This window comes from Tengunoibacter tsumagoiensis (assembly GCF_003967535.1).
GTDB classification, from domain to species: domain Bacteria; phylum Chloroflexota; class Ktedonobacteria; order Ktedonobacterales; family Ktedonobacteraceae; genus Tengunoibacter; species Tengunoibacter tsumagoiensis.
Window position 1 is genome coordinate 378,822 of record NZ_BIFR01000001.1, and the last position, 25,291, is coordinate 404,112.

At 48.5% G+C, this 25,291-nt stretch carries 12 protein-coding genes and 3 rRNA genes; 7 read left to right on the forward strand and 8 right to left on the reverse strand.

From position 1 onward, the window contains the following. Positions 1–59 precede the first annotated feature (59 nt). On the reverse strand, positions 60–509 hold the full coding sequence (locus EL628_RS01580) for a MaoC/PaaZ C-terminal domain-containing protein (protein WP_126578057.1): 450 nt from the start codon (positions 507–509) through the stop codon (positions 60–62). Positions 510–535: 26 nt separating this feature from the next. Beyond that, positions 536–1,003, reverse strand: coding sequence for an FAS1-like dehydratase domain-containing protein (locus EL628_RS01585; protein WP_126578058.1), 468 nt, complete (start codon positions 1,001–1,003; stop codon positions 536–538). Between the two features lie 209 nt (positions 1,004–1,212). Between EL628_RS01585 and EL628_RS01590 the strand changes: the two genes are divergently transcribed. Together EL628_RS01590 and EL628_RS01595 are read left to right on the forward strand one after the other, a co-directional pair. Then, positions 1,213–2,508 (forward strand): glycoside hydrolase family 3 protein, encoded by a 1,296-nt coding sequence (locus tag EL628_RS01590; RefSeq protein WP_126578059.1) that lies wholly within the window; start codon positions 1,213–1,215, stop codon positions 2,506–2,508. A gap of 376 nt (positions 2,509–2,884) precedes the next feature. After that, on the forward strand, positions 2,885–3,571 hold the full coding sequence (locus EL628_RS01595) for a helix-turn-helix domain-containing protein (protein WP_126578060.1): 687 nt from the start codon (positions 2,885–2,887) through the stop codon (positions 3,569–3,571). Positions 3,572–3,983: 412 nt separating this feature from the next. Here EL628_RS01595 and EL628_RS01600 read toward each other — a convergent pair. Both EL628_RS01600 and EL628_RS01605 read right to left on the reverse strand, forming a co-directional pair. After that, positions 3,984–6,938, reverse strand: a 23S ribosomal RNA gene (locus tag EL628_RS01600). Positions 6,939–7,189: 251 nt separating this feature from the next. Further along, positions 7,190–8,668: ribosomal RNA gene (locus EL628_RS01605) — 16S ribosomal RNA — on the reverse strand. A gap of 1,688 nt (positions 8,669–10,356) precedes the next feature. Here EL628_RS01605 and rrf point away from each other — a divergent pair. Together rrf and EL628_RS01615 are read left to right on the forward strand one after the other, a co-directional pair. Next, positions 10,357–10,473, forward strand: a 5S ribosomal RNA gene (gene rrf / locus EL628_RS01610). An 885-nt stretch (positions 10,474–11,358) separates the two neighbouring features. Then, the gene (locus tag EL628_RS01615; RefSeq protein WP_126578061.1) at positions 11,359–11,631 is read left to right on the forward strand and encodes a hypothetical protein; all 273 of its coding nucleotides are present in this window, start codon (positions 11,359–11,361) and stop codon (positions 11,629–11,631) included. Between the two features lie 119 nt (positions 11,632–11,750). Here EL628_RS01615 and EL628_RS01620 read toward each other — a convergent pair whose 3' ends face one another. After that, positions 11,751–13,178: a transposase gene (locus EL628_RS01620; RefSeq protein WP_161975199.1), complete on the reverse strand. Its 1,428-nt coding sequence runs from the start codon at positions 13,176–13,178 to the stop codon at positions 11,751–11,753. A gap of 222 nt (positions 13,179–13,400) precedes the next feature. Beyond that, complete coding sequence (locus EL628_RS01625; protein WP_126578063.1) at positions 13,401–14,144, reverse strand: hypothetical protein; 744 nt, start codon at positions 14,142–14,144, stop codon at positions 13,401–13,403. A gap of 453 nt (positions 14,145–14,597) precedes the next feature. Between EL628_RS01625 and accC the strand changes: the two genes are divergently transcribed. The 3 genes from accC to EL628_RS01640 all read left to right on the forward strand — a co-directional run bounded on the left by accC (position 14,598) and on the right by EL628_RS01640 (position 17,790). Beyond that, a complete protein-coding gene (gene accC / locus EL628_RS01630) occupies positions 14,598–15,947 on the forward strand; it encodes an acetyl-CoA carboxylase biotin carboxylase subunit (RefSeq protein ID WP_126581846.1) in 1,350 nt (449 codons plus the stop codon). 114 nt (positions 15,948–16,061) lie between these two features. Beyond that, complete coding sequence (gene fabF / locus EL628_RS01635) at positions 16,062–17,300, forward strand: beta-ketoacyl-ACP synthase II (RefSeq protein WP_126578064.1); 1,239 nt, start codon at positions 16,062–16,064, stop codon at positions 17,298–17,300. A 7-nt stretch (positions 17,301–17,307) separates the two neighbouring features. Continuing rightward, entirely contained in the window at positions 17,308–17,790 is a 483-nt protein-coding gene (locus EL628_RS01640; RefSeq protein ID WP_161975200.1) for an acetyl-CoA carboxylase biotin carboxyl carrier protein, read from the forward strand. A 1,002-nt stretch (positions 17,791–18,792) separates the two neighbouring features. On the opposite strand, the gene EL628_RS01645 is transcribed toward EL628_RS01640, so the two are convergent. Together EL628_RS01645 and fxsT are read right to left on the reverse strand one after the other, a co-directional pair. Continuing rightward, entirely contained in the window at positions 18,793–21,930 is a 3,138-nt protein-coding gene (locus EL628_RS01645) for a family 78 glycoside hydrolase catalytic domain (RefSeq protein ID WP_126578066.1), read from the reverse strand. 261 nt (positions 21,931–22,191) lie between these two features. Then, positions 22,192–25,203 (reverse strand): FxSxx-COOH system tetratricopeptide repeat protein, encoded by a 3,012-nt coding sequence (gene fxsT, locus EL628_RS01650; RefSeq protein ID WP_126578067.1) that lies wholly within the window; start codon positions 25,201–25,203, stop codon positions 22,192–22,194. Positions 25,204–25,291: the final 88 nt, after the last annotated feature.

Genomic DNA, 25,291 nt, shown 5'->3' on the forward strand with positions numbered 1-25,291 from the left:
TTATGGTGAGAGAACCTCAGAGGATACATCCTGGGAATTATGTGTCGATCAAAAAGATTTTAAGAACGACGAGGGAGAACAGCAGTGAATGTGCCAGCAACTTTCAGGTCTCCATGCTGATCCACTGCCTGAACCTTCCCTGAGATAAATGCCTCTCCATCGAGCTCGTATTTCTCGGTAATGGACCCTTTACAGGTAATACTATCTCCAATATGAGTCATTCCTTTGAAACGCACACCAAATTTTCGCAGTGCGTCAGGTCCAACATAATTACTCAAAAGCTGGCCGACAAAGCCCATAATGAGCATTCCATGAGCAATAATGCCGCCTGTCCCAATCTCTTCCCCAACTTTGGGATCGGTATGCAAAGGATTAAAGTCTCCTGATGCGCCTGCATAGCGAACCAGTTGTACCTGCGTGACTGGCTCTTTGACAAGGATTGGGAGCTCATCACCAACCTGAATATCTTCAAAATAAGGGCGCGTTGACAAAGGTCTATTCGTCGTCATAAGTCGCTCGTCTCCTCAATTCTCAGCTACTGCTGAGGGGCATCTTCACGTACAACAAACATTGTTTTGGCAGAGAGAACAGTCTGCTGATGCTGATTAGTGTAACGCGTCTCGGTTGTAATGATGTCCATCGAAGAGCCATCCTTACTATGACGAGTCTTACCATCAATGATCGTTGTAGTGCCAGTCAATATATCACCGGCGTTAATAGGAGCAAGGTAGCTGTATTCTTCTTCACCATGTAAGATACGCAGCACATTAATACCTACACTCTTTAATTGTTCCCATAGCTGTGTATTGCCCCAGAAAGAAAGAATAGTAGGAGCGGTTGGAAAGAGCGGAATATCACTATACCCTGCTGCCTGAGCCGCTTCCAGGCTCTGATAAATGGGATTTGAATCACCAATTGCCAGAGCTAGCTCGCGAATTTTGGTTCGCTCTAACTCAAATTGAAAGGGAGGAAAACTATGTCCGAGCTTGTCTTTATCAAACATTTAGAGGCTTACTCCTTCGTCGATTGTTTTCGTCGATTGTTTTCAGTAGAGGCTGCTTATCAAAGCTAGTATCTGTCGCGTCTCCCAAGTTGTCAAGGAGAGAATAGTCCAGATGGCCAAAACCACGTTACTTCGCTACCTCGCTCGTTATAATTCAATAAGGTGGCTCTGGCACGCTTGATAAATAAGATTGGAGCAGATCGTAAACTATGCATAAGAGGTCTTCAACCCATTACACAGCCCTACTACAAAATAGGATCAGTCGTCGTAGCCTCTGTCTGACTCTCTCTACCCTTCCAATGCTTCTCAATGCCTGCTCAATTATTCCTCAACAGGATAATACAACACTACGTTTATCTCCAACAGTCGAACCAACGACGCCTCAGTCCGCTACAGCTACCCCTACATCGCTATCGCCTGTAGATCTGGCCACACGTTTAGTGAAAGAGATGACTCTAGACGAAAAGCTAGGACAGATGACTATTGTTGAATTTACTGGAGAGACTGCGACGCCAGATCTTACAAAGATGATACAAAGCTATGCAATTGGTGGAGTGCTCATCGAAAATAAGAATGGCAATGCGAAAACACATGATCAGTTGCTTGCTCTTAATCAATCGATTCAGACGCTCTCTCAAATCCCCCTCTTTATTACTACCGATTACGAAGGGGGTGTTGTTAACGAGTTACGACAGATTACAGGCGAAAGGCCGTCAAATGCAACCATTGGAGCAAGTAAAGATCCTCAAATGGCTTATCAAGCTGGTAATGGAGCGGCGAAAGATCTGACGGGGCTGGGATTGAATGTGAATTTTATGCCTATAGTAGATGTGCTAACCAATCCAAATAATCCTGGTCTACCTCAGCGTGCATTTAGTTCTGATGCCACCATCGTTACGACTATGGGAAGAGCTTATTTAAAGGGCTTGAGCGAAGGAGGAATCGTTGGTTGTCTCAAACATTTCCCTGGTCTGGGCAGTGCAACTATTGATCCACATAAATCGCTCCCATCAATGGACCGCAGCCTGGAGCAGCTCAATAGTATTGATCTGGTTCCCTATAAAACAATGATCGATGCAGGGATTGTCCCTATGGTCATGGTCACGCATATTCTTAATCCTGCCTTAGATCCCAAGCTTCCAACCTCCCTCTCTACAAATGTCGTCACAAATCTTTTACGTAATACGCTGAAATTTCAAGGGGTCATTATCTGTGATACGCTCTGGATGGGAGGCATTAGCAATACCTATCCTCTCCCTCAAGCTGCTGTGATAGCCGTACAGGCAGGCACAGACCTTCTTCTGGGTCCACGAGGGTTGAATGAGACACAAAATATGCTCGCTGGCCTCAAACAGGCTGTGACCAGCGGCCAGCTTTCTGTTAGCCAGATCGATGCCTCTATCATCCGTCTTCTCACTTTAAAGCTTCAATATAAAATCCTCGATCAGAACAAAGCCTGGCAGATGGTCAAAGAGTCGCGTATATCTGAACAGAAGCTATCATAAGTAAGTGTTACGATCGAGAGAGCTCTTTTAAACGCCTCCGGTGTAGGTTACACGCTTCTATAGAAGATTTCTGCATCATTATGCGGCGGAGCCAGGGACCTGACCTCAATATCCTTAACCAGCCGATGATAAAAATTATTTTTATCCTCTTTCTTCTTCATATTTACCACCTTTCTTGCCCTACAAAAGAACAGAAGCAAGGATGCTTTTTACGAAAAGGTAGAAGACTATTTGTGCTCCCAGCATAGGTGCCTTCAATGTGCTCGACGCGCAACCAGATACGTTGCCGCGTTCCGTACTCAATTCTTAATCCATCTTACATGACATGCACCCGAGCTGGAATAGCGTTCATATCTGATGTATCGAAGGGAGAAATATGGATCTGCTCTTTGAGGAAAGGGAGTCAGACTCCCCATATATCGAAGCGGTCTGGCGCGGCCAGGCTGGAAATAATTATGCTCCTGTTTGCCCGGCATCTGGTCACTGGCATCTGCTCTTTCTCAAACAGAATGATAAGGTGAATGTCTCAGTGCAGGGACCACTAACCAGAGCGACTCCTGTCAGTCAGGCTGAAGGGACTTCATGGTTTGGTGTCACGTTTCGCCTTGGCACCTTTTTGCCTATCGTGCCTGTAAGAAATCTTCTGGACGAACAGGCTACGTTGTCGCTCGCCGCAACCAGATTCTTCGAGCTTGCTGGCTCAAGCTTTCAATTTCCCAACTATGACAACGTTGAAACGTTTGTCGAGAGGCTCGTGCGTGAGGACTTGCTGGTTTCTGACGAAATCGTGAAGGCGGTCTTAGCTGGCAGTCAACATGAAATGTCATTGCGCACAGTGAGACGTCGTTTCTTATTTGCAACCGGGTTAACGTATAAAGCGATTTCGCAGATCGAACGCGCGAAGCAGACAGTAACTCTTCTGGAGCGAGGCGTTTCGCTCCTTGAGGCGGCGTATCAGGCTGGGTATGCGGATCAGTCTCATATGACCAGATCTCTCAAGCACTTTATTGGTTATACACCAGCTCATATTGCTGGTATAGGGAATGAGCAAAACTCAGGGTAGCTGTCCATTTTATTCAAGACAAGAGCTACCTGTTCACGGTAGACTTACCACTAGTAACGGCTCCTCAGGGCAAACGAGGAATAAGGCTCCTTATGTGATCTCTCATTTCGCAAAAATTCTACAGGTGGAAGCGGGAGCGTTTCGCTGGCGAGCAAATGGTCTAAAGCACCGCTTCTATCACCTGTAGGACCTCATAAGGGGTGCAGATAGGTCTCACTCCATTTTGGGATAGACGACTTCGGGCTTATCACACGCAAAAAAAGCCAGGATCTCACAATCCTGACTTCTCTCTCTTTGTTCCATTGCACCTGATGGTACCAACTGTTGAGGATATTCTCTCAATTTTGCCGAGCGCGCCGCTTGCAACCACGCGTTCAAGCCGATTTTTGCTCGCTCACCCACTCAAGACCAGAGTGACAAGCCGTACGATCATTAGGGCGACTTCGCTCCACCTGTTACCAGGCGTCCACGCGTCGTCTATCTACCAGGTCTTCTTCCTGGGATCTTGATCACACAAAGTGATGGGAAGACTCATCTTGGGTGCGGCTTCGCGCTTAGATGCCTTCAGCGCTTATCCCTTCTGAACATAGCTATCCAGCTGTGGCCCGGGCAGGCCAACTGGCACACCAGCGGTTCAGCCATCTCGGTCCTCTCGTACTGGAGATGACGCCCCTCAATCTTCCTACGCCCACGACGGATAGAGACCGAACTGTCTCGCGACGTTCTGAACCCAGCTCGCGTGCCGCTTTCATGGGCGAACAGCCCAACCCTTGGGACCTACTCCAGCCCCAGGATGCGACGAGCCGACATCGAGGTGCCAAACCTTGCCGTCGATGTGAACTCTTGGGCAAGATAAGCCTGTTATCCCCGGGGTAGCTTTTATCCGTTGAGCCACACTCCTTCCACTCGGGAATGTGGGATCACTAAGTCCGACTTTCGTCCCTGCTCGGCGCGTCTGCCTTGCAGTCAAGCTCTCTTCTGCCTTTACACTCTATAAGGGTGATGTCCATCCACCCGGAGAGAACCTTTGAGCGCCTCCGTTACTCTTTGGGAGGCGACCGCCCCAGTCAAACTACCCACCTGGTCCTGTCTGCCAACCGGTTCACGGTCTGGCGTGAGACACAAAACACAACGAGAGTGGTATTTCACTAGTGCCTCCTCCACCCCCACAAGGATGGATTCTCCGGCTCCCACCTATGCTACGCACGCTGTCCCTCGTATCCAGGCCAAGCTGTAGTAAAGCTCCACGGGGTCTTTTTGTCCTGTCGTGGGTAACCCGTATCTTCACGGGTACTTCAATTTCGCCGAGTCCTCTGTCGAGACAGTGCTCAACTCGTTACTCCTTTCGTGCGGGTCGGAACTTACCCGACAAGGAATTTCGCTACCTTAGGACCGTTATAGTTACGGCCGCCGTTCACCGGGGCTTCACCTCGTGGCTACGAACACCACTCAGCTTAACCTTCCGGCACTGGGCAGGAGTCAGCCCCTATACTTCCGCTTTCGCGTTCGCAGAGACCTGTGTTTTTGGTAAACAGTCGGTTGAGCCAATTTCTTGCAGCCCCCTCACGCATCGAAACACGCTACTGGGGCACCCCTTCTACCGAAGGTACGGGGTCAATTTGCCGAGTTCCTTAACAGAGGGTCGCTCGATCACCTTGGGGGAGTTCCCCCTGCCTACCAGTGTCGGTTTGCGGTACGGGTAGCATCAGCTCTCACGAGAGGCTTTTCTTGGCAGCCTGGGGTCCGATGACTTCCGCACGATTGCTCGCGCTCGGTGCCGCTGTCATGCACAGGAGACCGGGATTTGCCTCGGTCTCGCACTTCAAACGACACGCCGATCCTGTCCATTCGATCGGTTCACCTTCCCTACTGCGTCCCCCCATTGTTACAAACGATCTGACGCTAGTGCAGGAATCTCTGACCTGCTTTCCATCGCCTACGACTATGACGTCCTCGGCTTAGGGCCCGACTCACCCTGGGACGATTGACGGTGCCCAGGAACCCTCAGGCATTCGGTGTCTCTGGTTTTCACAGAGATTACGCTACTCATTCCGGCATTCTCACTTCTCGTCGCTCCACCAGTCCTTGCGGTCTGGCTTCTCTGCTTGAGAACGCTCCCCTACCATCCTGGTCAAAAACCAGGATTCACGGCTTCGGTACACTGCTTAAGCCTCGCTACGTTGTCGGTGCCACTACACTCGACCAGTGAGCTATTACGCACTCTTTCAATGATGGCTGCTTCTAAGCCAACATCCTGGCTGTTATTGCGTACTGACTCCCTTTGACACTGAGCAGTGATTTGGAGACCTTAGCCGGTGATCTGGGCTGTTTCCCTTTTGACAATGAAGCTTAGCCCCCACTGTCTCACTTGCATGCTCCACTCTGCTGGCATTCGGAGTTTGAGAAGGGTTGGTAACCCGCACAGGGCCCCGAGCCTTTCCAGCGCTCTACCTCCAACAGACAACACATGCAGCTGTACCTCAATACATTTCGGGGAGAACCAGCTATCTCCACGTTCGATTGGAATTTCTCCCCTATCCACAAGTCATCCCCCAGTTTTGCAACACTGGTGGGTTCGAGCCTCGACGGACTGTCACATCCGCTTCACTCTGCTCATGGATAGCTCACGTGGTTTCGGGTCGCATCGCCGCAACGCGCGCCTACTTCAGACTCGGTTGCCCTCTGGCTCCCCAGCTTTACCGCTGGTTAACCTGCTACGACGATGCACTCGCCGGATCATTCTACAAAAGGCACGCCATCAGCCCTTAGTTCCTCCTGGAACAGTGGCCTCTGACTGCTGGTGAGTACGTGGTTTCAGGGTCTCTTTCATCCCCCTCTCGGGGTGCTTTTCACCTTTCCCTCACGGTACTTGTTCGCTATCGGTCACGAAAGATGTTGAGCCTTGGAGGGTGGTCCCCCCAGCTTCCCACAAGGTTTCACGTGCCTCGTGGTACTCAGGATCCCGATCCACGCTCTCCGGCTGTTCACTACGGGACTCTCACCCGCTCTGGTCCTGCTTTCCAACAGGTTCGTGTAGCTAGAGATTGTTTGTTATCGGTCCTACAACCCCGCCCGTTCCGAAGAACGGATGGTTTGGGCTCCTCCCGGTTCGCTCGCCACTACTACGGGAATCTCGGTTGATTTCTTTTCGTCGAGCTACTGAGATGTTTCAGTTCGCCCGCTGCCCTCTACCCTGTCTATGTGTTCAACAGGGAGTATCCAGACATCACTCTGGATGGGTTGCCCCATTCGGAATCTCGAGGTTCATCGCTTGTATGCAGCTCCCCTCGAACGTTTCGCCGGTCTCCGCGTCCTTCATCGGTCTTTCGTGCCAAGGCATCCACCTCGTACTCTGTGTAGCTTGTTCTTTCTTTGGTCTTGATGGTGTCTTGCTTGCTCTGCTTCAACTCGTGCTTGCAATCTTCATCGCTCAGCAAAATTGAAGGAATATCCTCTTCAGTTGTTCAGGTGCACGTGATCAGGGGAAACCCCAACCACTGGAGAGTGGAAACCAGCCAGCCCTCTGGCTTGCAAAAGTAACGACCATTTCCTGTTTCGACCTAGGAGTGGATGGAGGGGCTTGCTCATTGCTGAGAAAGGTCCATCAAAGCTCCCTAGAAAGGAGGTGATCCAGCCGCACCTTCCGGTACGGCTACCTTGTTACGACTTCACCCCAATCACCGACCCCACCCTCGACGCTTGCCCCCCCGAAGGGTTAGCCCAGCGGCTTCAGGTGTTGCCGACTTTCGTGGTGTGACGGGCGGTGTGTACAAGACCCGGGAACGTATTCACCGTAGTGTGCTGACCTACGGTTACTAGCAACTCCCACTTCATGGAGGCGGGTTGCAGCCTCCAATCTGAACTGAGGCCAAGTTTGACGAGATTGGCTCCCCCTCGCGGGTTCGCAACTCTTTGTCTCGACCATTGTAGCGTGTGTGTCGCCCAGGACGTAAGGGCCGTGCTGACTTGACGTCATCCCCGCCTTCCTCCACGTTGATCGCGGCAGTTTCGTTAGACCATTCAACTAACGACAGGGGTTGCGCTCGTTGCGGGACTTAACCCAACATCTCACGACACGAGCTGACGACAGCCATGCAGCACCTGTGGAACCGCCCCGAAGGGACAGCGCGTTACCGCTGGTGCAATTCCATGTCAAGTCCTGGTAAGGTTCTTCGCGTTGCATCGAATTAAACCACACGCTCCGCTGCTTGTGCGGGTCCCCGTCAATTCCTTTGAGTTTTAATCTTGCGACCGTACTCCCCAGGCGGACCACTTCAAACGTTAGCTCCGGCACTGAAGGGGTCGAACCCTCCAACGCCTAGTGGTCATCGTTTACGGCCAGGACTACCGGGGTATCTAATCCCGTTCGCTCCCCTGGCTTTCGCACCTGAGCGTCAGGTACTTCCCAGGACACTGCCTTCGCCATTGGTGTTCCTCCGGATATCTACGCATTTCACCACTCCACCCGGAATTCCGTGTCCCTCTGAAGCCCTCAAGTCAAGCAGTCTTCATACACCCTCTCCAGTTGAGCCGGAGATTGTCAGTACAAACTTACCTGACCGCCTGCGTGCGCTTTACGCCCAATAAATCCGGACAACGCTTGCCCCCTACGTATTACCGCGGCTGCTGGCACGTAGTTAGCCGGGGCTTCTTCCTTGGGTACCGTCCGTTCTCGTCCCCAAGAAAAGCAGTTTACGATCCGAAAACCGTCATCCTGCACGCGGCGTTGCTCGTTCAGGGTTGCCCCCATTGACGAAAATTCCTCACTGCTGCCCCCCGTAGGAGTCTGGGCCGTTCTCAATCCCAGTGTGGCTGATCGTCCTCTCAGACCAGCTACTGATCGTCGCCTTGGTAAGCCTTGACCTCACCAACTAGCTAATCAGACGCAGACCCATCCCAAAGCGCCCTTGCGAGCTTTCCTCTTGCGAGCATATGCGGTATTGTCGGCGATTTCTCGCCGGTATTCCTCACTTTGGGGCAGATAATCCACGCGTTACTCACCCGTCCGCCACTCACTCATTGCTGAGTGCGTTCGACTTGCATGTGTTAGGCACGCCGCCAGCGTTTATCCTGAGCCAGGATCAAACTCGCCATCCAATTTATGTCCTCACCCTCACAGCGGAGGATGAAAAAATGCATTGTGTAGTTCGCGATCCAGTCCAAGTATTTTATTGCTTGGCTTGTTCGCAGATTGCATCACTTAGCGTGAGCCAAGTGATTGAATTGACAGGAACTGGTGTCTTGTTACTTCTTCACTAAACCAGTTACTGTTCTGCTTTCCACTCTTCAGTTGTCAAAGTGCGACTGATCGAGAACCGTAGCTCTCGGGTGTCTCGCTCGATTGCGTTGTTTTGGCGTTCTCGCGACGACTGCTGTAGTATCTCACATTCCTCGGGGTCTGTCAAGCGTTTTCTTGTTGAGTTTTTCGCCTGCCCCAAAAGTCCTTCTTCTCCAGTGTGTGGACGCTTCCGGCCTCTGAAGAGGGCTGAAAGACCCACGGACGAACCGTGTGGTCGTGCACATCATCGGGAAGGACAACTTCCTGAGGGGCCACGTTATCGTGGCACAGCCGGGGGTTTGCGGACAGGAGCACCCTCCAGGAGAGTGATTGTCTGGAAACGACAGCTCACGGAGTATAGCACTCGGGAAAGGGGCTGTCAAGGGGGGTGACTTTTTGCTGGGCTTTGCTGGTTCGTGCAGAAGCGGGGAAGCGTCGGGAAGGGGCTCGTTTCAGCCCGCTCTGGTCGCCCCTTCATAACGCAACGTGACCATGGGTGATGGAGGGGCTGGCATTGCGGAGCTTCACGATTGTGGAAGGAGACGCTCTACTTGTCTTGTCATATCATGCTCTATTTCAAAGATAAAACACTGCCAAGTAGGGCGTCTCTTTCCTCTGTTCCCCACTCCGCTCTGTGAGCTCCTTCATGGCCCAATGGGACATGATGCTATGGAGGGGCTGGCATTGCGGAGCTTCGAGATGTGGAAGGAGACAAGCGACCTTCCCTACTTCTATTGCCGCATCATAATCTTTTTCACATATAAAATGATATCAAGTAGGGAAAGTTGCTTGTCTCTTTCCTCTCTTCCCTCTCCACTCTGCCAGCCCCTCCATAGCTCAAGTGGAAAACGGAAAATAGGGAAACGAAGCTATGGAGGGGCAACCATGGTACAGGGGCACGATGTGGAAGGAGACAAGCGACCTTCCCTACTGCTTTTCTTGCCTCACACGCAAAAAATCATATCTTACTCTTTTAAATAGGGAAAGTCGCTTGTCTCTTTTCTCTGTTCCCACTCCGCTCTGGTCGCCCCTTCATAACGCAACGTGACCATGGGCGATGGAGGGGCTGGCATGGTGGGGCTTCGAGATGTGAAAGGAGACAAGCGACCTTCCCTACTTCTATTACCGCATCATGATCTTTTTCACATATAAAATGATGTCAAGTAGGGAAAGTCGCTTGTCTCTTTCCTCTCTTCCACCTCCGCTGTGTGAGCCCCTCCATAGCTCAACGTGAAAAGAAGCGATGGAGGGGCTGGCATTGCGGTGTCTCACAGTTGAGGAAGGAGGCAAGCAACCTTCCCTACTTGTAGTGTTATTTATTGCTCTCAATACTCATTTAAGCACCTATTCGCGTTTCTCTTCCCGCCTCGAAACGAGACAGGGAGGGTCGACCATCCTACCCCTTGCCTCCCTGTGAAAAAAAGAACTCACCAAAAAAGGCTTGACAAAGCTCAAAGGTTCTGGTAGTATTCGTCTTGTTGAAAACGCCACCTGGATATGCAGGTGAGCTGGTAGCTGTAGCGAAGAGGGTCCACCCGTTCCCATCCCGAACACGGTAGTTAAGCTCTTCAGCCCCGATGATACTCTGCGGGCAACTGCATGGGAAAATAGGACGCTGCCATCTCACCCGCCTAACTGGATGGCGTTTTTGCTTCTCTCTTCTCTTTCAAGATGGACGCTGCCATCTCACCCGCCTAACTGGGCGGCGTTTTTGCTTGCCATTTTTCTTTCAAGCTGGACGCTGCCATCTCACCCGCCTAACTGGGCGGCGTTTTTTGCTTCTCTCTTTTCTTTCAAGCTGGACGCTGCCATCTCACCCGCCTAACTGGGCGGCGTTTTTGCTTGCCATTTTTCTTTCAAGCTGGACGCTGCCATCTCACCCGCCTAGCTGGGCGGCGTTTTTGCTTTGCCCTTTTCTTTCAAGATGGCGCTACCATCCCACCCGCCTGACTGGGCGACGTTTTTTGCTCGCTTCACAACCTCCTCAATTATAACTCTGTTGGCCTCCTGGTCTTAAAAAAAGCATATCTTTTCTCTCACCAGACTTACCCTCGCAAAGAGCAAAACATTTGTCTAAAATCTCCATTCCGCAAGAAATTTGTAATGTGGCAGTTCAGGATGTTTCGGAATACAGAGATAGAGAGCATCTCCACAATGTGCTCTGGCCTGCCTGGCCTGGATGAAGCTTGAATTTAAAACATCAGGTGCGGAATGCCAGTCTACAGTAGGATCAAACCATCCCCCAATTATTGGAAGAATCCACGTCTATAACAACAGAAGATTATTTAGAGGATCTTTTGAATTAGAACGTATTTTCTACATACTAAAAGCGGCAGATCAACAAAAAAGACAGAAGCGCATGAGTAATTTGTGAACTATTTAACTGTCAACTTAACGAAGATTCTCTATAATTCAGGAAGAAGTTTGACAATCGTTCTTTACCATTACTCATTAAGTGCTACTGGCAGGCCGCTCTATAAAATATATAACTGAGGAGGGATGAACTATAATGGCACACTTGAAATTCTTCAATGCAGAGTATTCTGAGGTTACAGGCTTGATCCGTCGGGGTATGCAACTCGTTCGCAACCAGATGAATTATTTAGTTGAATGCCCTCAGCTGGCCGATCGCCACTATCGCTCATTACAGGCAATCGATCGTCAATTGGACCATATGAGCCGCTTAAAACCGATTGAAGTCAAAGTAGAGGTCTTACAACGTTTACTCAATGATCTATCCTCAATTATACGCACTCTTCAACAAGCCGAGAGAGCCGCTTAATTTTGTAACAGGCTCCATAAAATAGCATTTTCGGGCGATAAGAGAACTTATTTCGATCTTTTAAACAGTATATTTGCTCAAAACTTGTCTGTATTTACGTCCCTAATCGCATATATGAGTCATCCCGGATTTACGGAGGATAACGTCCAACTTCCAATGGATGCGAGCGCTTGAATAGTGTGAAGATTCGGCGGAAAGAGGCACCCAAGAAGAGGGTGATAGTCGTCCCAGAGTCGGCTGATAGCCCATCGAAGGCGATAAAGCGGTGTCGGAATGTTCTGGCACCGCTTTCCTGTGCGGTGGCATTTGAGCAATAAAACAGCTTTGAGAAGATATTGATACTGTGGTTTGAGGAGATGAAGGAGAAATGCATAGACAATGGTGACCATCCCAAGAAGCTTTAGGCGATTTTCGAGAGACCACACGCGTGGACTTTCCATCCCTAATTCACATTTTCCATAGCGAAAACTCACTTCAATTTGCCAACGCCTTTTGTACGCAAAGACAATCCTCCATGCCTGTTCTTTTTTTCGTATTGGATCATTTGTGACTAAATACCAAACCTTTTTTCGTACTCGAACACGAACAAGAAAGAGTTGATACTCATAGTGTTTATGCCAGATTGGTGCCCACCAGACATCACAAGGCATTTTTTCTCCCGTCGAGCCATCATATATTTCTTTGTGATCAAGATACTTTTTTCCTTGCCCAATTTGCCAGAGTTTCTTTTCTTCCCCTTTTTCATTCCGGAAAAAGTGAGATTTCTTCCATCGAATGACAAAATGAATCCGAAATGTTTGAAGAAGCTTGATCCAGGGTCCTGAAGCGTATCCACGATCAAAGATATGGAGGAGCGTATCTCCCCATTGCCTGACACAGGCCCTGAGCAATTCTTCTTCCTTTTTTCTTGTGGTTGTTGCTTCTTCTCCCTTGGTGCTCCACCAACTTGCCATTGCAACTTTCACTGTGCCTTGCATCCCACCTATCAGAAGGGCGGTCCAATGCATACCAGTCACGGTCACTGCCTTTTTTGCAGGAAGATTAAAAACAAGCCCTTTTTTCGTTCTTGATAATCGCTTTGCTTTACTTGAAGGGACAGAACAAAGTCCTTCAATATGATTGCTTTCGGGCTTTTCAATCACACTTCCATCCCAAATACAAAGAACATCTTTCTTTTGACTACAAAGATCTTTCACCTGTTTATCTGCTTCTTGAAGTAAGAATCGATCAAGAGAGAAGAAAGACCATTTCACTGATCGAAGCAGATTACTTATCCTTTTTGTTCCTGCTGGAGCAGAAGAAGAACATCCTTCTCTTGTGGGAAGATATGATCCCAATTCACTCAGTAAAAGCCCCTGCTTTTGATTTCGGAATCGGAGGATGGCAACGCAACAATGAAGAAATGTTCGTACAAGCCGCTTATCTAAGATGGTATCCAGCACGAGAAGAAGAGGGGAAAGAAATTTTTCGAGTTCTTGCGCTAATTGCTGTGAAACCTGTTGAGGATCTTGTTCCTTTTCTTGAAGTATGTCATACTTAGGCTGCATCGATGTGAAAGACCTCCTGTGCGTTCTGTTTTGTTTCATTTCTAACAGTGTAGCGCAGGAGGTCTTTTTTGCCTAGTCTTCCCTTTTTGTGAGCTTTTCTCAGAACTTCTTTTTCTAGGGGTTACTCAAAAATCCGGGATGACTCATAATAACATATACAGACACATCTGGCGCTCTATCATACGCCAATGTGCTGTTTTGAGATTGAGTGCGAGCTAGTGGCTAGGCATATTGTGATTTGGTATTCTCGTAATCATCTTCAGAGCCACTGTGCAGTTTGAGGTTCTGGAGGCCACTGGTGCCACTGTCATCGTTGATTGTCAAAGTATTATCTTTAATAGTTCCATTTAATGTTAATGGCTGTCCATTGACACTGAGAAAAAGCTTGACTTTATGGCTCTCATAATCATAGGTGCCATTGAAACTATAAGAGATACCTTCGTCTTTAATACCATTCTCCAATTCGCCCTTCAGTTTGCCATTGTCGTTTTTCCAATGGATGAAAATAGCGATTTTTGGATGAGATGGATTGTTATTGGTGGTCGTAGTAATCCAGCCATTTGCTGGTTCTGGTCGAAAACCATGGGTGACAAAGGCTGCAATGCCTATACATGCGACCACAAGTAATGCAGCCAGGACTCCACAAATAACCCAGTATTTTTTCAGTGACTCTGGCTCCTCATCATCTACCTCTTCGTCCTCGTATTCTTCATCAATTTCGGCTTCGGAAACCTGCTCCTCTTGAGGATCATCAACTGTTTCAACCTTATCAGCTGTAGGAGCCTCTTCCTCTTGAGAGAGCTCTTCTTTCTCTGTTAATGGGGCCTCTGTTGCTTCAGTAGCAGAGGGTACTTCCTCAGTAAAAGATGGTGTTTCGGTAATCTGTTGTTCATCTACAGAAGCAGACGATCCTTCTGGCAGCTGAGATGGCTGTGTTGGCTGTGTTGGATCGGTCGATTGATGCATGAGTTATGGCCCTCCAGGAGACCTGCTTTTTTTCTTGTAAAGAGTGAGAATGATAAGTACACCTATAGTTCAAAGAAGAGCATAACAAATTTCATAGTCTGTGTCAAAACAGCTACAAATGTATCAAGGATAACTTATGTTTTTTTGGCAAGACTACTACTTTCTTTCTATTCTAACTATTCTGTCCTTCTTTTTGCAGAAGACGAGGCATTTTTGCTGGATTGACGATAGTACAGGTGAAAGTACAGACCAAAATTAGCGTCTTCAAAGGTGAAAGCAGAGAAGTTTTGCTCTCACCTTTGAAAATTTGCAGCCATTTCTACGCTCAAGTACCACTCGTGGTGCTCCATATTCTCACCTGTGATATAATCTTTTACAACACCCCTCACCAGGGCTTTTTGTGAGAGGAGCAGGGTGAAAAACCGCACAAACGGGTATTTTCATCTACACCATATGTTTCGAAAAATTTTAATTGCTAATCGTGGAGAAATTGCGCTACGTATCATTCGCGCTTGCCGCGAAATGGGAATTCGTAGTGTCATTGCCCACTCCGAGGCGGATCGGGATTCTCTTCCCGTTCAAATGGCAGATGAACGCATCTGCATCGGCCCCGGCAATAGTGGGAAGAGTTATTTGAATATTCCCAATATCATCAGCGCCGCTATTATCTCTCATGCTGAGGCTATTCATCCCGGCTATGGTTTCCTGTCCGAAAACACCAGCTTTGCTCAGATCTGCAAAGATGTGAATATTACGTTTATCGGCCCATCCGCAGAAGTTATGGCTATCATGGGCGATAAGGTATCCGCACGTCAGGCAATGGTTGAAGCTGGTCTGCCCATGCTCCCAGGTACCCCCGTCTTACATACGGTGGCCGAGGCGCAAGAGGCAGCCAAAGAGATCGGGTATCCCCTGATGCTCAAGGCTGTCGCTGGCGGTGGTGGACGAGGCATCCGCTTGATTAACCATCCAGATGAATTAGAGCGAGTCTTTACCGTAGCTCAAAACGAGGTGCGGGAGGCTTTCCATGATGATGGGATCTACTTTGAGCGCTATTTAGCACGCGCTCGCCATATCGAGATCCAGGTTCTGGTCGATAATTATGGCAATGGAGTCCACCTGGGTGAACGCAACTGTTCATGCCAGCGCCGCAATCAAAAGGTTTTAGAGGAGTCACCCAGCCCGATTCTACCACGTGAGCTCTGTAACGAGATTGGTGAACGCGCTATTAGAGCTGTACGTCAGGTCGGTTATCGCAACGCTGGTACTCTCGAATTCCTGGTCGATGAGCAGAATCGCTATTACTTTATGGAGATGAATACACGCCTTCAGGTAGAACATCCCGTAACAGAAATGGTTACGAGTCTCGATCTGGTGAAACAACAGCTCTTGATTGCCTCAGGTGAGCCGTTACAGTTGAAACAGGAAGATATTCAGCTTCGAGGCCATGCGATTGAATGCCGCATTACCGCTGAAGATGCTAATCTCGATTTTCGGCCACAGACCGGAACTATCGAACGGTATCTCCCTCCTGGTGGACCTGGCGTTCGCGTCGATAGCCATCTGATCGCTAACTATGAGATACCTCCCCACTATGACTCCCTGCTGTCCAAGCTGGTAGTCTGGGCTGAGACTCGCGAGGAAGCTATTGCTCGCATGCAACGCGCACTCGATGAATACGTGATTGAGGGTGTCACTACCACTATTCCCTTTCACCAGCGCCTTCTCAAACATGAGGGCTTTGTGAGAGGCGATACCTATACACGTTTCATTCAGGAGGAGTCTGAAGCTCTGGGTATCTAAGCCTGTTCATTATTCTCTCTAAGATATCACTGTCTATCATAGACCTGTGGCACATAAACCGAACCCGAGGCATCGCGGATAAGATGCCTCAGTAGATAAACTGGAGGTGACTTTATGTCTCGCGTAGTAGTAACCGGAATGGGACTGGTTACCTCGTTAGGCAATGATCTGGAATCTTCATGGGATGGTATCATTCACGGTAGATCCGGCATTGGTGAAATTACTGCCTACGACACCAGTAGACATCGCGTCCATTTCGCTGGTCAGATCAAGACGTTTGATCCAACCCCATATATGGATCGCAAAGAGGCACGCCGTAACGATCCCTATGAACAGCTCGCTATTGCTACCGCTAAACAGGCTCTGGCTCATGCGAATCTCCAGATTACTGATGAGATCGCTGAAGATGTTGGTGTCTATATCGGTAGCGGCATCGGCGGGCTGGTCACTCTTCATGATCAGTTTACTGCTTTACACGAAAAAGGGCCTGATCGTGTTAGCCCGTTCTTTATCAATATGATGATTATCGACGGTGCTCCAGGTATTGTCTCGATTTTGACAGGCGCTAAAGGTCCAAACTGGGCGGCTGTCTCGGCCTGTGCTACCAGTGGCAATACCATTGGTGAGGCCTGGGAGACTATCCGCCGCGGCGACGCGAAGGTTATGATCGCAGGTGGCTCCGAGAAAGCTGTGACTCCAATTGCGATGGCGGCTTTCGATAATATGCATGCGCTCTCTCGCCGCAATGACGATCCTCAAGGGGCCAGCCGTCCCTTCGATGCCACCCGCGATGGCTTTGTGATGGGTGAGGGGTCCGCAACTTTGATTCTCGAAGATCTCGAGTTCGCTAAGGCCCGCGGCGCTCGCATTCTGGCCGAACTGGTAGGCTATGGCTGCACCAGCGATGCTCACCATGTGACTGAACCAGTTCCTGGTGGCGATGGGTTGATCCGCGCCATGCGTAAAGCTCTTCTGAAATCTGGTCTGCGGCCCGATCAGGTCGATTATATCAATGCCCATGGCACTTCAACTGGACCCAATGATCGCACTGAGACGGCTGCGATTAAAGCCTGCTTTGGCGAACATGCCTATCGCGTGGCTATTAGCTCCACCAAATCAATGACTGGCCATACGCTGGGCGCCGCTGGTGCAGTCGAGGCGGTGATCTCTATTCAGAGTATTCTGAATGGTATTATCCCTCCTACGATCAATCTGCATCACCCGGATCCCGAATGCGATCTGAACTATACACCGAACGAAGCCGTACGTGCAAATGTGAACGTGGCGGTCTCTAATGTGATGGGGTTTGGTGGTCATAACACTAGCCTCATCTTTAAGCGCTATGAAGAGTAAGGTAGAGATGGATAGACACAAACACCCTTCATCAGCATGGTTGGAACGCGTTGAGGAGATCGTTACTGTTCTTGAAGGCAGTAGCGTTGGCGAGCTGGAGCTGACTGAGGATGGCACTGAGATCATTATTCGACGCAGTCCCGGTATGGTTCTGGCTCCCGCTGTATCTGAGGTCCCCACGCTCGCTGTGACGAGTCCAGGCCTCCCTGCGCCCAGATCAGCAGGCAAACCAGCAAAAGAGGCTGATAAAACGATTCCCGTCGTTGCACCTCTCACTGGTGTGTATTATGCCGCCGCTTCCCCTAGCACTCCTCCTTTTGCCTCGGTTGGAGATATTGTACAGGTCGGACAGGTTGTGGCTCTCGTTGAAGCTATGAAGGTCTTTAATGAGATTGCAGCCGAAACCAGTGGCCGCGTGGTGAAAATGGTTGCCGTCAGCGGTAATGTTGTTCAAAAAGGCGATGTTCTACTGCGCCTGGAAGCTCTCTAGAAGCTGTAGATACATATACGTGCCGACTGGTGTAGGCTATGATGATGCCTACACCAGTCGGCACGTATACGCATGCACATAAAGCCATGACAAGCAACTTTCCCTACTTGACATAGTTTAATGTGCAAGACTATATATTTTTCACAAAAATAGACAATTCAAGTAGGGAAGGTCGCTTGTCTCCTTCCGAATCTTGAAGCTCCACTATAGTCACCCCTCCATAACATCATTTCCCCCATTTCCCCGTTTCCAATTAAGCCATGGAGGGGCGACCAGGACAGAATGGGAGCAGTGGAAAGAGACAAGCAACTTTCCCTACTTAACAGATTTTAATGGGCAATATAATTCATTTTTGACAATAACAGATAAATCAAGTAGGGAAGGTCGCTTGTCTCCCTCCACATCTCAAAGCTCCACTATGCCAGCCCCTCCATACCATCATTTCCCCGTTTCCCCGTTTCCAATTAAGCCATGGAGGGGCGACCAGGACAGAATGGGAGCAGTGGAAAGAGACAAGCAACTTTCCCTACTTGGTATGCTTTTATATGCGAAAAAGATCATAGCGCGACAATAGAAGTAGGGCAGGTCGCTTGTTTCCTTCCTGAATTTCCCATTCCACCATGCCAGCCCCTCCATAACCTCTGTTCCCATTGTCCATTGCCCACTCGAGCAATAGATGGGCTCACAGAGTGCAATGGGAACAGTGGAAAGAGACAAGCAACTTTCCCTACTTGGCGTATTTTTATATGCGAAAAAGATCATAGCACAATAATAGAAGCAGGGAAGGTCGCTTGTCTCTTTCCACATCTCGAAGCTCCACCATGCCAGCCCCTCCATACCATCATTGCCCGTTTCCCATTGAGCCTTGGAAGACGACCAGAGCGAAACGGGAGCAGAGGAAAGAGACGTCCTCCTTTGTTTATTCACGTAACCAATCTTTAAAACCTAAAAGCTCATTTCATCCTCTGTGAACGGCACTGCTCTCCGTTTCTCTAGCAACTATTAATCTACTAATCGGCGACAACGATATTTCACATGCGCTCCAGGGGCTAGCTTGATCTGCCAGTCAGACTGTTTTTGCACGAGCTCATCGCCTGATGACCCGGCGAGCAGGACAGGGCGCTCACTAAGCTCGTTTAATAAGAGCTCTCCGCTAATTCCTCCGGGCAGCTGGAGCTCCACTTCCCAATCCTGACCGTCTATCTGCCAGCGCACATGCACATCTCCGTGTGGTGTAGGGACGCTTCCTCTGGCCCACTGGAGCCCACATGGTTGTGGCTCAATTGTAACTCTTGCATAACCAGGCTCTGCTGGCCGTACACCAAGCACCTGAGTCGAAAGGAAGTAGACGGGACCACCAGCCCAACCATGGCAGAGGCTCCGCGTCCAATGTTCATCGGTCCAGAAGCGGAACATCTCCCAAAAGGTGGTGCTCCCTTTTTCTAGCATGTAGCCCCAATGTCTTCTAATTACCTGAATGGCCGCCTCAACTTCTCCTTGTGCAACAAGCGTCTCAGCGGTAAAGAATAGAAACCAGGGGCTGCCAACCGGAACAAGCTTGTCCTGTGTCCAGCTTGGCTTCCAGTTGGGGTCGACGTTCACATAATCAGCCTCTTGAGCCGATAAAACCATTGGAAGGATCTGCTTTGCTCGTTCAGGTGGAGCACAGTGGCAGAGCAGGACAAGGGTGTTGGTGGGCTCACTGATACGGCTGCGCTCTTGAAAACGCTCATAGGTTTCAGGTAGCTCTCCACGCTCTTGCAGACGAGAGGAATAGCGCTCGTAAGCATCCTCGTCTCGTACTGTATCAAGATAGGCCTGGCGCTCGTCAGACCAGCAATACTGGTTGACCGCGATACGAATACGCTCGGCATCTACGATATACTGGCTCGCTTCCGCTAACAGGTCCATGGAATCTTGCAGGCCACTGCTCATCTGAAGGTTGGCTAGCTCTTCAGCCATGGCCGCAGCACGACGCAAACATTCAACCAGCAAGACTGTATTGGCGGTAATCTCGCCCTCTCGTGGCATATCCATCGGCGTCCAATCAACCAGATTGGAGACATCCGGAATATCGAGCAATGCTCGCTCGGTAAGAAAGCTCAATGCGCGCTTGAGATTCTCTTTTACGGCTGGATACAGGTCTGTGAGTAGTTTACGATCTCCGGTCAGTTGATAGTGATCCCAGACGCTCCAGACCCAGAGAAAGCTCCACATAGGGATGACATTAAACCAGCCACTTACAATATGATCGGTGGTTAAGAGAAGTCTTCCACGTTCATGAGGCTTCTTTACACGTTCAATCTGAGGATCAAGCGATTGGGCTACCAAACGCAAACAGCGCTCGGTCAATTCATAGGCTCCAAAGGCCAGGGCGTTCACAAGGGCTGAATTACGCGCATCGCCCACGTAAAAGGTCTGTTCATAAGTGGGACAGTCTGTATAGGTATCCTCCATGCAAAGTTGCACTGTATAGGCGGCCACTTCCCAGATCTTTGTCAGGGTGGTCTCGCTACACGCAAATGAGCCTCGTTTCTCAACTGGATAGGTGCTTAATAGTCCCCGTAGATTGTAGAAGCGGATCGGTCTCCTGGCACCACGAATGGTTAATGAGAGATAGCGAAAACCTCGTCTTACATTCGAGCGGTAGCTCTGCCGACCTTCACGACAGGTATAGCGAAGGCTATTATGGACCAGATCGGTCCAGAAGATCCCGCTATCGTCGATCTCTTCAAACAGGTTCACATCGATAATCGTTCCTTCGGAGGTGTCCAGTTCAAATTGGAGATAGCCGACCATGAGCCGCTCAAATTCTATGACCAGGTGAAGATCACCCTCAGCTTGTGGATAGAGAGTGGTAAAATCTTTATTCTGATGCAATAAGGCGTCAGGTTGTACAATGAGAGGCGCGGTTAGCTCAGGTAGAAGGGTTCGTGGTTGTGGACCGGCAATACGCAGATCACAAAAACCCGAAGCTGGTAATAGATGACGCTGGGTCTTTGTCAGAAGAAAGGCATCAGGCGCTAATAAATCCTCATAACGAAGCTCTACACGAGGATGAGGCGGCAATTGATCAGGTGTGACGGTGCGCAAAAGTTCTGCAAGCTCAGTTTTCTCGTTTAATGGAGCAAACACGGCCCAGGGGGGCTCTTCTTTGTGCAAAGAGGGCTCGGTCAGGAGCCGCGTGGCAGAAAACTGGAGCGGTAGCTCACACTCTAAATAAAAGCTTAACCATTCAGTGTTGCCAGCTACGACAAAGAGATTTCTTCCAGCCTGAAGCTCGCAACTCTGTCCCTTTATCTTCTGTCCACGACAGGCAAAAGAATGCCAGGAGTAATCTACTGTATGATGAATACGTAGCAAACAGGCATCTGGTGCAATGATCTCTGTGACAATAGCTCGACCACTTTGCTCGGTCGATTCCGATCCTAGAATTGGTAGACCTGGTAGCTGTCTCAGGTTAAAATTCCAGGAGGTCCCTGGCAAGAGTTGAGCTAGCTCGGCAGCTACGACTTTTGAAGGGAAGATATCGTCGCAGCTTAGAAAAGGAATTGAACGCGGCACGAGCTTTGTCCATGGCTCCATTCCAATTGGACCCAGGATTGTGGCGGGCTCCCAGTTGTGAGTGGCGAAGTCAGCATACACCCAGTTATCTTCTGCCAGACGAGCATCATAATGTTCTTCATAGCCAAACTGAGGGGCGCTTCTCTGAGTCTCACGAATATAGGCTGGATCGGGCGAGAGGAGCCAGTGTTCGTCGCTTCCCAGATGAAGAATCTGACCATCCTGTAACTCAATGATTAATTCCGCAAGGATGGCCGCCCGACCACGGATATATTGGAAAGAAGAATCCCCCCAGTGCACTACACGAACCGCCAGCACATTTTCAACATTCTCTTGCAATAAAGCTGTTACGTCATATTCATCATAACTATACGCCCAGGGATATGAACGCGCTGGTCCTACGCCAAGCTGCTCACCATTAATGAATGCCTCATAGCGGCTATCGGCGGTCAACAATAACGTGGCCTTCAAGACGTTTCGTGGACAAAGAAAAAGCTGGCGGGCACGCAACCAGAAATTACGGGGAACAGCCTCTCCATCCAACCAGATCCAGGAGGCGGCCTGTGAAAATTCCATGGTAAAAACTCCCTTAAAATATTTATTCCTGATACCAATACAACCTGAACTAGACCAGGAATGTTGTATCCATAATTTTGCGCAACGTTTTATAAAAAATGTATAGCCACGCCTTCATTAATATTTTAGTGGAGTTACCGAATACTACGAGAAGCAGGAGGGCAGCTAGTTGGTGCGTTGTGGGCCCTGAAAGATATGCTTAACTACCAGTTTCAGGTGAAGTTTGATGGGATGGTGTTTCTTTATTGAACTATTGGGTGATTATGCTCGATCCTGGTTCATTGTCCGTAACAAGAGAGCATAATTTTTTTGTACTTGTTGTGTAAGAGCATGTTCGGACCCCAGGCTCTGCTCGCGGATTCGCAGGGCCCGCTGATAGAGTTGTTCGGATTCAGAATCCTTGCTCTGGTCGGCATACAGATTGGCCAGGCCTATCAGTGGATACGCCGCCAGGTGATGATCAGGTCCCAGACTCTGTTCTATGATCAGTAAGGCACGTCGATAAAGCTGCTCTGCCTCTTCGTCCCTATTCTGCTGAAAGTAGAGATTTCCCAGGTTGTTGAGTGGAAGTGCTATATCAGGATGTTCGGGTCCAAGATGCTGTTCATTAATCCTTATAGCACGTTGATACAACAGATCTGCTTCGTCATATTTTCCTTGATCAATATAGAGGTTGGCTAATCCATTAAGTGGAAGCGCTATATCAGGATGTTCAGGTCCCAGATGCTGCTCATTAATCCTTATAGCGCGCTGATAGAGAGGTTCCGCCTTTTCATAGTTTCCTTGGCCAATATAGAGGTTTGCCAAATTGTTGAGTAGAAGTGCTACGTCAGAATGTTCAAATCCTAGGCTCTGTTCCCAGATCTGTAAAGCGCGCTGATAGAGAGGTTCCGCCTTTTCATAGTTTCCTTGTTCGGAGTACAGATTTGCTAATCCATTAAGTGGAAATGCCACATCGGGATGCTCAGGCCCTAGACTCTGTTCTCTGATTTGCAAAGCCTGCTGATAAAGCTGCTCAGCTTGCACATATTTACCTTGTTTTCGGTATAGCTCGGCTAATCCATTAAGTGAAGATGCTAGATTAGGATGCTCAGGCCCTAACCATTGCTCCCAAATCAGTAAAACCTGACGATAAGATAACTCGGCTTCGTCATATTTACCCAGATTAGTGTAGAGAATTGCCAATCCATTGAGCGAAGTGGCCAAATCGATATGTTCTGGACCCGGAAACTGCTCTCTAATTCGTAATGTTTTCTGGTAGAGTAGCTCGGCTTCTCTATATTTGCCTTGTAAAGTATAAAGGTTTGCCAGATTAGTGAGTATAAATGCCACATCAGGATGCTCAGGCCCTAGACTCTGTTCCCTAATTTGTATAGCTCTCTGATAGAGTGGCTCTGCTTCTCTATATTTGCCTTGCTCTCGATAAAGTTCGGCTAATCCATTAAGTGGATATGCCATGTCAAGATGCTCAGATCCCAGCACATGTTCCCAGATCTGCATACTCTGATGATAGAGAGGTTCCGCCTCTCTATACCTGGCATGACCAAGCATATAGGAAGCGACTTTAAAAAGTAAATGCCCGGCCTCCCGTCTAATAATCTGATATTCTGTGATGATTTTAGATCCTTTAAGCGCTTGTATTAAAAGTCTTTCACATTTATGCCATTTACCATGTATTGCCTGTGGGAATGCTGCATTAATCGCAAGCATTGCTCGTTCAGCCCAGACATGCCTTTCACTTTTCTCGAAATTATCCTGGAGTACCGCTTGAACCAGTCGATGAATAGAGAGTGTTTTCTCAACTGGATTGCGTCGAATTAGCGAATAGGTTCTTAAGACTTCGATAGCCTGATTGCGTTGAAATGCATCTGAGCCAAGTGGTGCAAGCAGTGATCCAAGTACTGATGAATCTGCTGTTAGAATTTCCTCTGCAATAGCATCTGGAGCAAAATACGAGAATAAACGTAGAAGATCAGCTGCTGCTGCATTTCTTTCTTGCACTTTGATAAAAGTTAGTAACCATGTGCTTGATATGGAATCAGGATGATCAAAAATGAGAGAGCGACGATCAGACAACAGCTTTTGTCGATACTGCTTATAAATTTCAAAGTACTCTTGCAAGCTCATGCCAGTTGCTTCTACATAGGCTCCCGCTTGATCCAAAGCCAGTGGTAATCCACCTAACTCTTGTGTCAACAGGGTCGCAAATCGATGGTCTTCGACATTGGCATGTGATAATTCCTGAGAAGGAGCTAGTATACCTGCTCTGCGTAAGATCATTCTCGCTCCTTGTTCATCAGAAAGCTCCTTTATCTCTAGACGAGTTGCAAACCGTTGCATAGCCAACGTTCGGGTTGTCAGAAGGACATGGCCCCTATAAGTTGGCGGTAGAAAAGGTGGTAGTATGCCCAGATCATCTACGTTATCCAGAATAAGTAACCACTTTTGCTGGATTTGTAGCCATCGTTTGACAGCCTCAATAATAATTTCCTGCTTTTCTGTAGTACATTCTGGAAGTTTGAGAAGTGTAGCAATCGCAACATAGGAGGATATTAGCGTATCTCGATCTTCAGCATGCGCCCATAACACTGCTTCGTAGTCTTGATAGTAACGATAAGCATATTCAGTAGCTATCTGTGTTTTCCCAATTCCACCAAGGCCGCTGATGGCATATGGTAATTGTAAAAATGGAGTGGCTAGATCTGCTTGCAGTTGAGTATGAATATTTACAAGGACTTCATCACGTCCAGTAAAGAAAGGATTATGTTGATAGGGAATATTCCAAATAGAAGGCCTGGTCAAATGTGATGACTGTGATGATAGATTTTCAACGACCTTGCGAATACCAGAGACAATATCCATAAATGCCTCGTCCTGATTAGTCCAAGCAGTTACTGCTACAGCATTAGCTGGCAACGGGGAAAGTTGCGCAAAAGGAGCACTTTGCCAATCACAAGAGCGTATGATAAGAGGAATAACTTTTGCTTTACCTTGTTTGTGTTTTTTCAGTGCACATGCCATCTCACTGTTGTAACTATTATCAGATGCTAGAAAGTATGCGCTCACCAGTAAAAGAATAATTGATGCCTGTTCTAGGCGCTGGTCAATGATATGGACTGAATCGGAGCCAGGAAGAATATCTTTAGCACTCCAAAGAGAGATCATCCCCTGCCGTTGAAGTATACTCAGATGTGTTTCTAATACGTAAAGCCACTTTTCATCTTCCTTTACATAAGAAATAAAAATACTCACTGGATTGGAATTTATATTCATAATAAACTTTCTAGATTTTATATACACTATTCAAAATACATATAAATTTATTTATACTCAGTAAGTATAAATACCTCTTTAGTGAATT

Excerpts from the sequence above, each read along its gene's own strand:
- EL628_RS01640 (WP_161975200.1), top strand. The coding sequence starts at position 17,308 with ATGGATAGACACAAACACCCTTCATCAGCATGGTTGGAACGCGTTGAG.
- EL628_RS01580 (WP_126578057.1), bottom strand. The coding sequence starts at position 509 with ATGACGACGAATAGACCTTTGTCAACGCGCCCTTATTTTGAAGATATT.
- fabF (WP_126578064.1), top strand. The coding sequence starts at position 16,062 with ATGTCTCGCGTAGTAGTAACCGGAATGGGACTGGTTACCTCGTTAGGC.
- fxsT (WP_126578067.1), bottom strand. The coding sequence starts at position 25,203 with ATGAATATAAATTCCAATCCAGTGAGTATTTTTATTTCTTATGTAAAG.
- EL628_RS01615 (WP_126578061.1), top strand. The coding sequence starts at position 11,359 with ATGGCACACTTGAAATTCTTCAATGCAGAGTATTCTGAGGTTACAGGC.
- EL628_RS01645 (WP_126578066.1), bottom strand. The coding sequence starts at position 21,930 with ATGGAATTTTCACAGGCCGCCTCCTGGATCTGGTTGGATGGAGAGGCT.
- EL628_RS01585 (WP_126578058.1), bottom strand. The coding sequence starts at position 1,003 with ATGTTTGATAAAGACAAGCTCGGACATAGTTTTCCTCCCTTTCAATTT.
- accC (WP_126581846.1), top strand. The coding sequence starts at position 14,598 with ATGTTTCGAAAAATTTTAATTGCTAATCGTGGAGAAATTGCGCTACGT.
- EL628_RS01595 (WP_126578060.1), top strand. The coding sequence starts at position 2,885 with ATGGATCTGCTCTTTGAGGAAAGGGAGTCAGACTCCCCATATATCGAA.
- EL628_RS01625 (WP_126578063.1), bottom strand. The coding sequence starts at position 14,144 with ATGCATCAATCGACCGATCCAACACAGCCAACACAGCCATCTCAGCTG.
- EL628_RS01620 (WP_161975199.1), bottom strand. The coding sequence starts at position 13,178 with ATGCAGCCTAAGTATGACATACTTCAAGAAAAGGAACAAGATCCTCAA.
- EL628_RS01590 (WP_126578059.1), top strand. The coding sequence starts at position 1,213 with ATGCATAAGAGGTCTTCAACCCATTACACAGCCCTACTACAAAATAGG.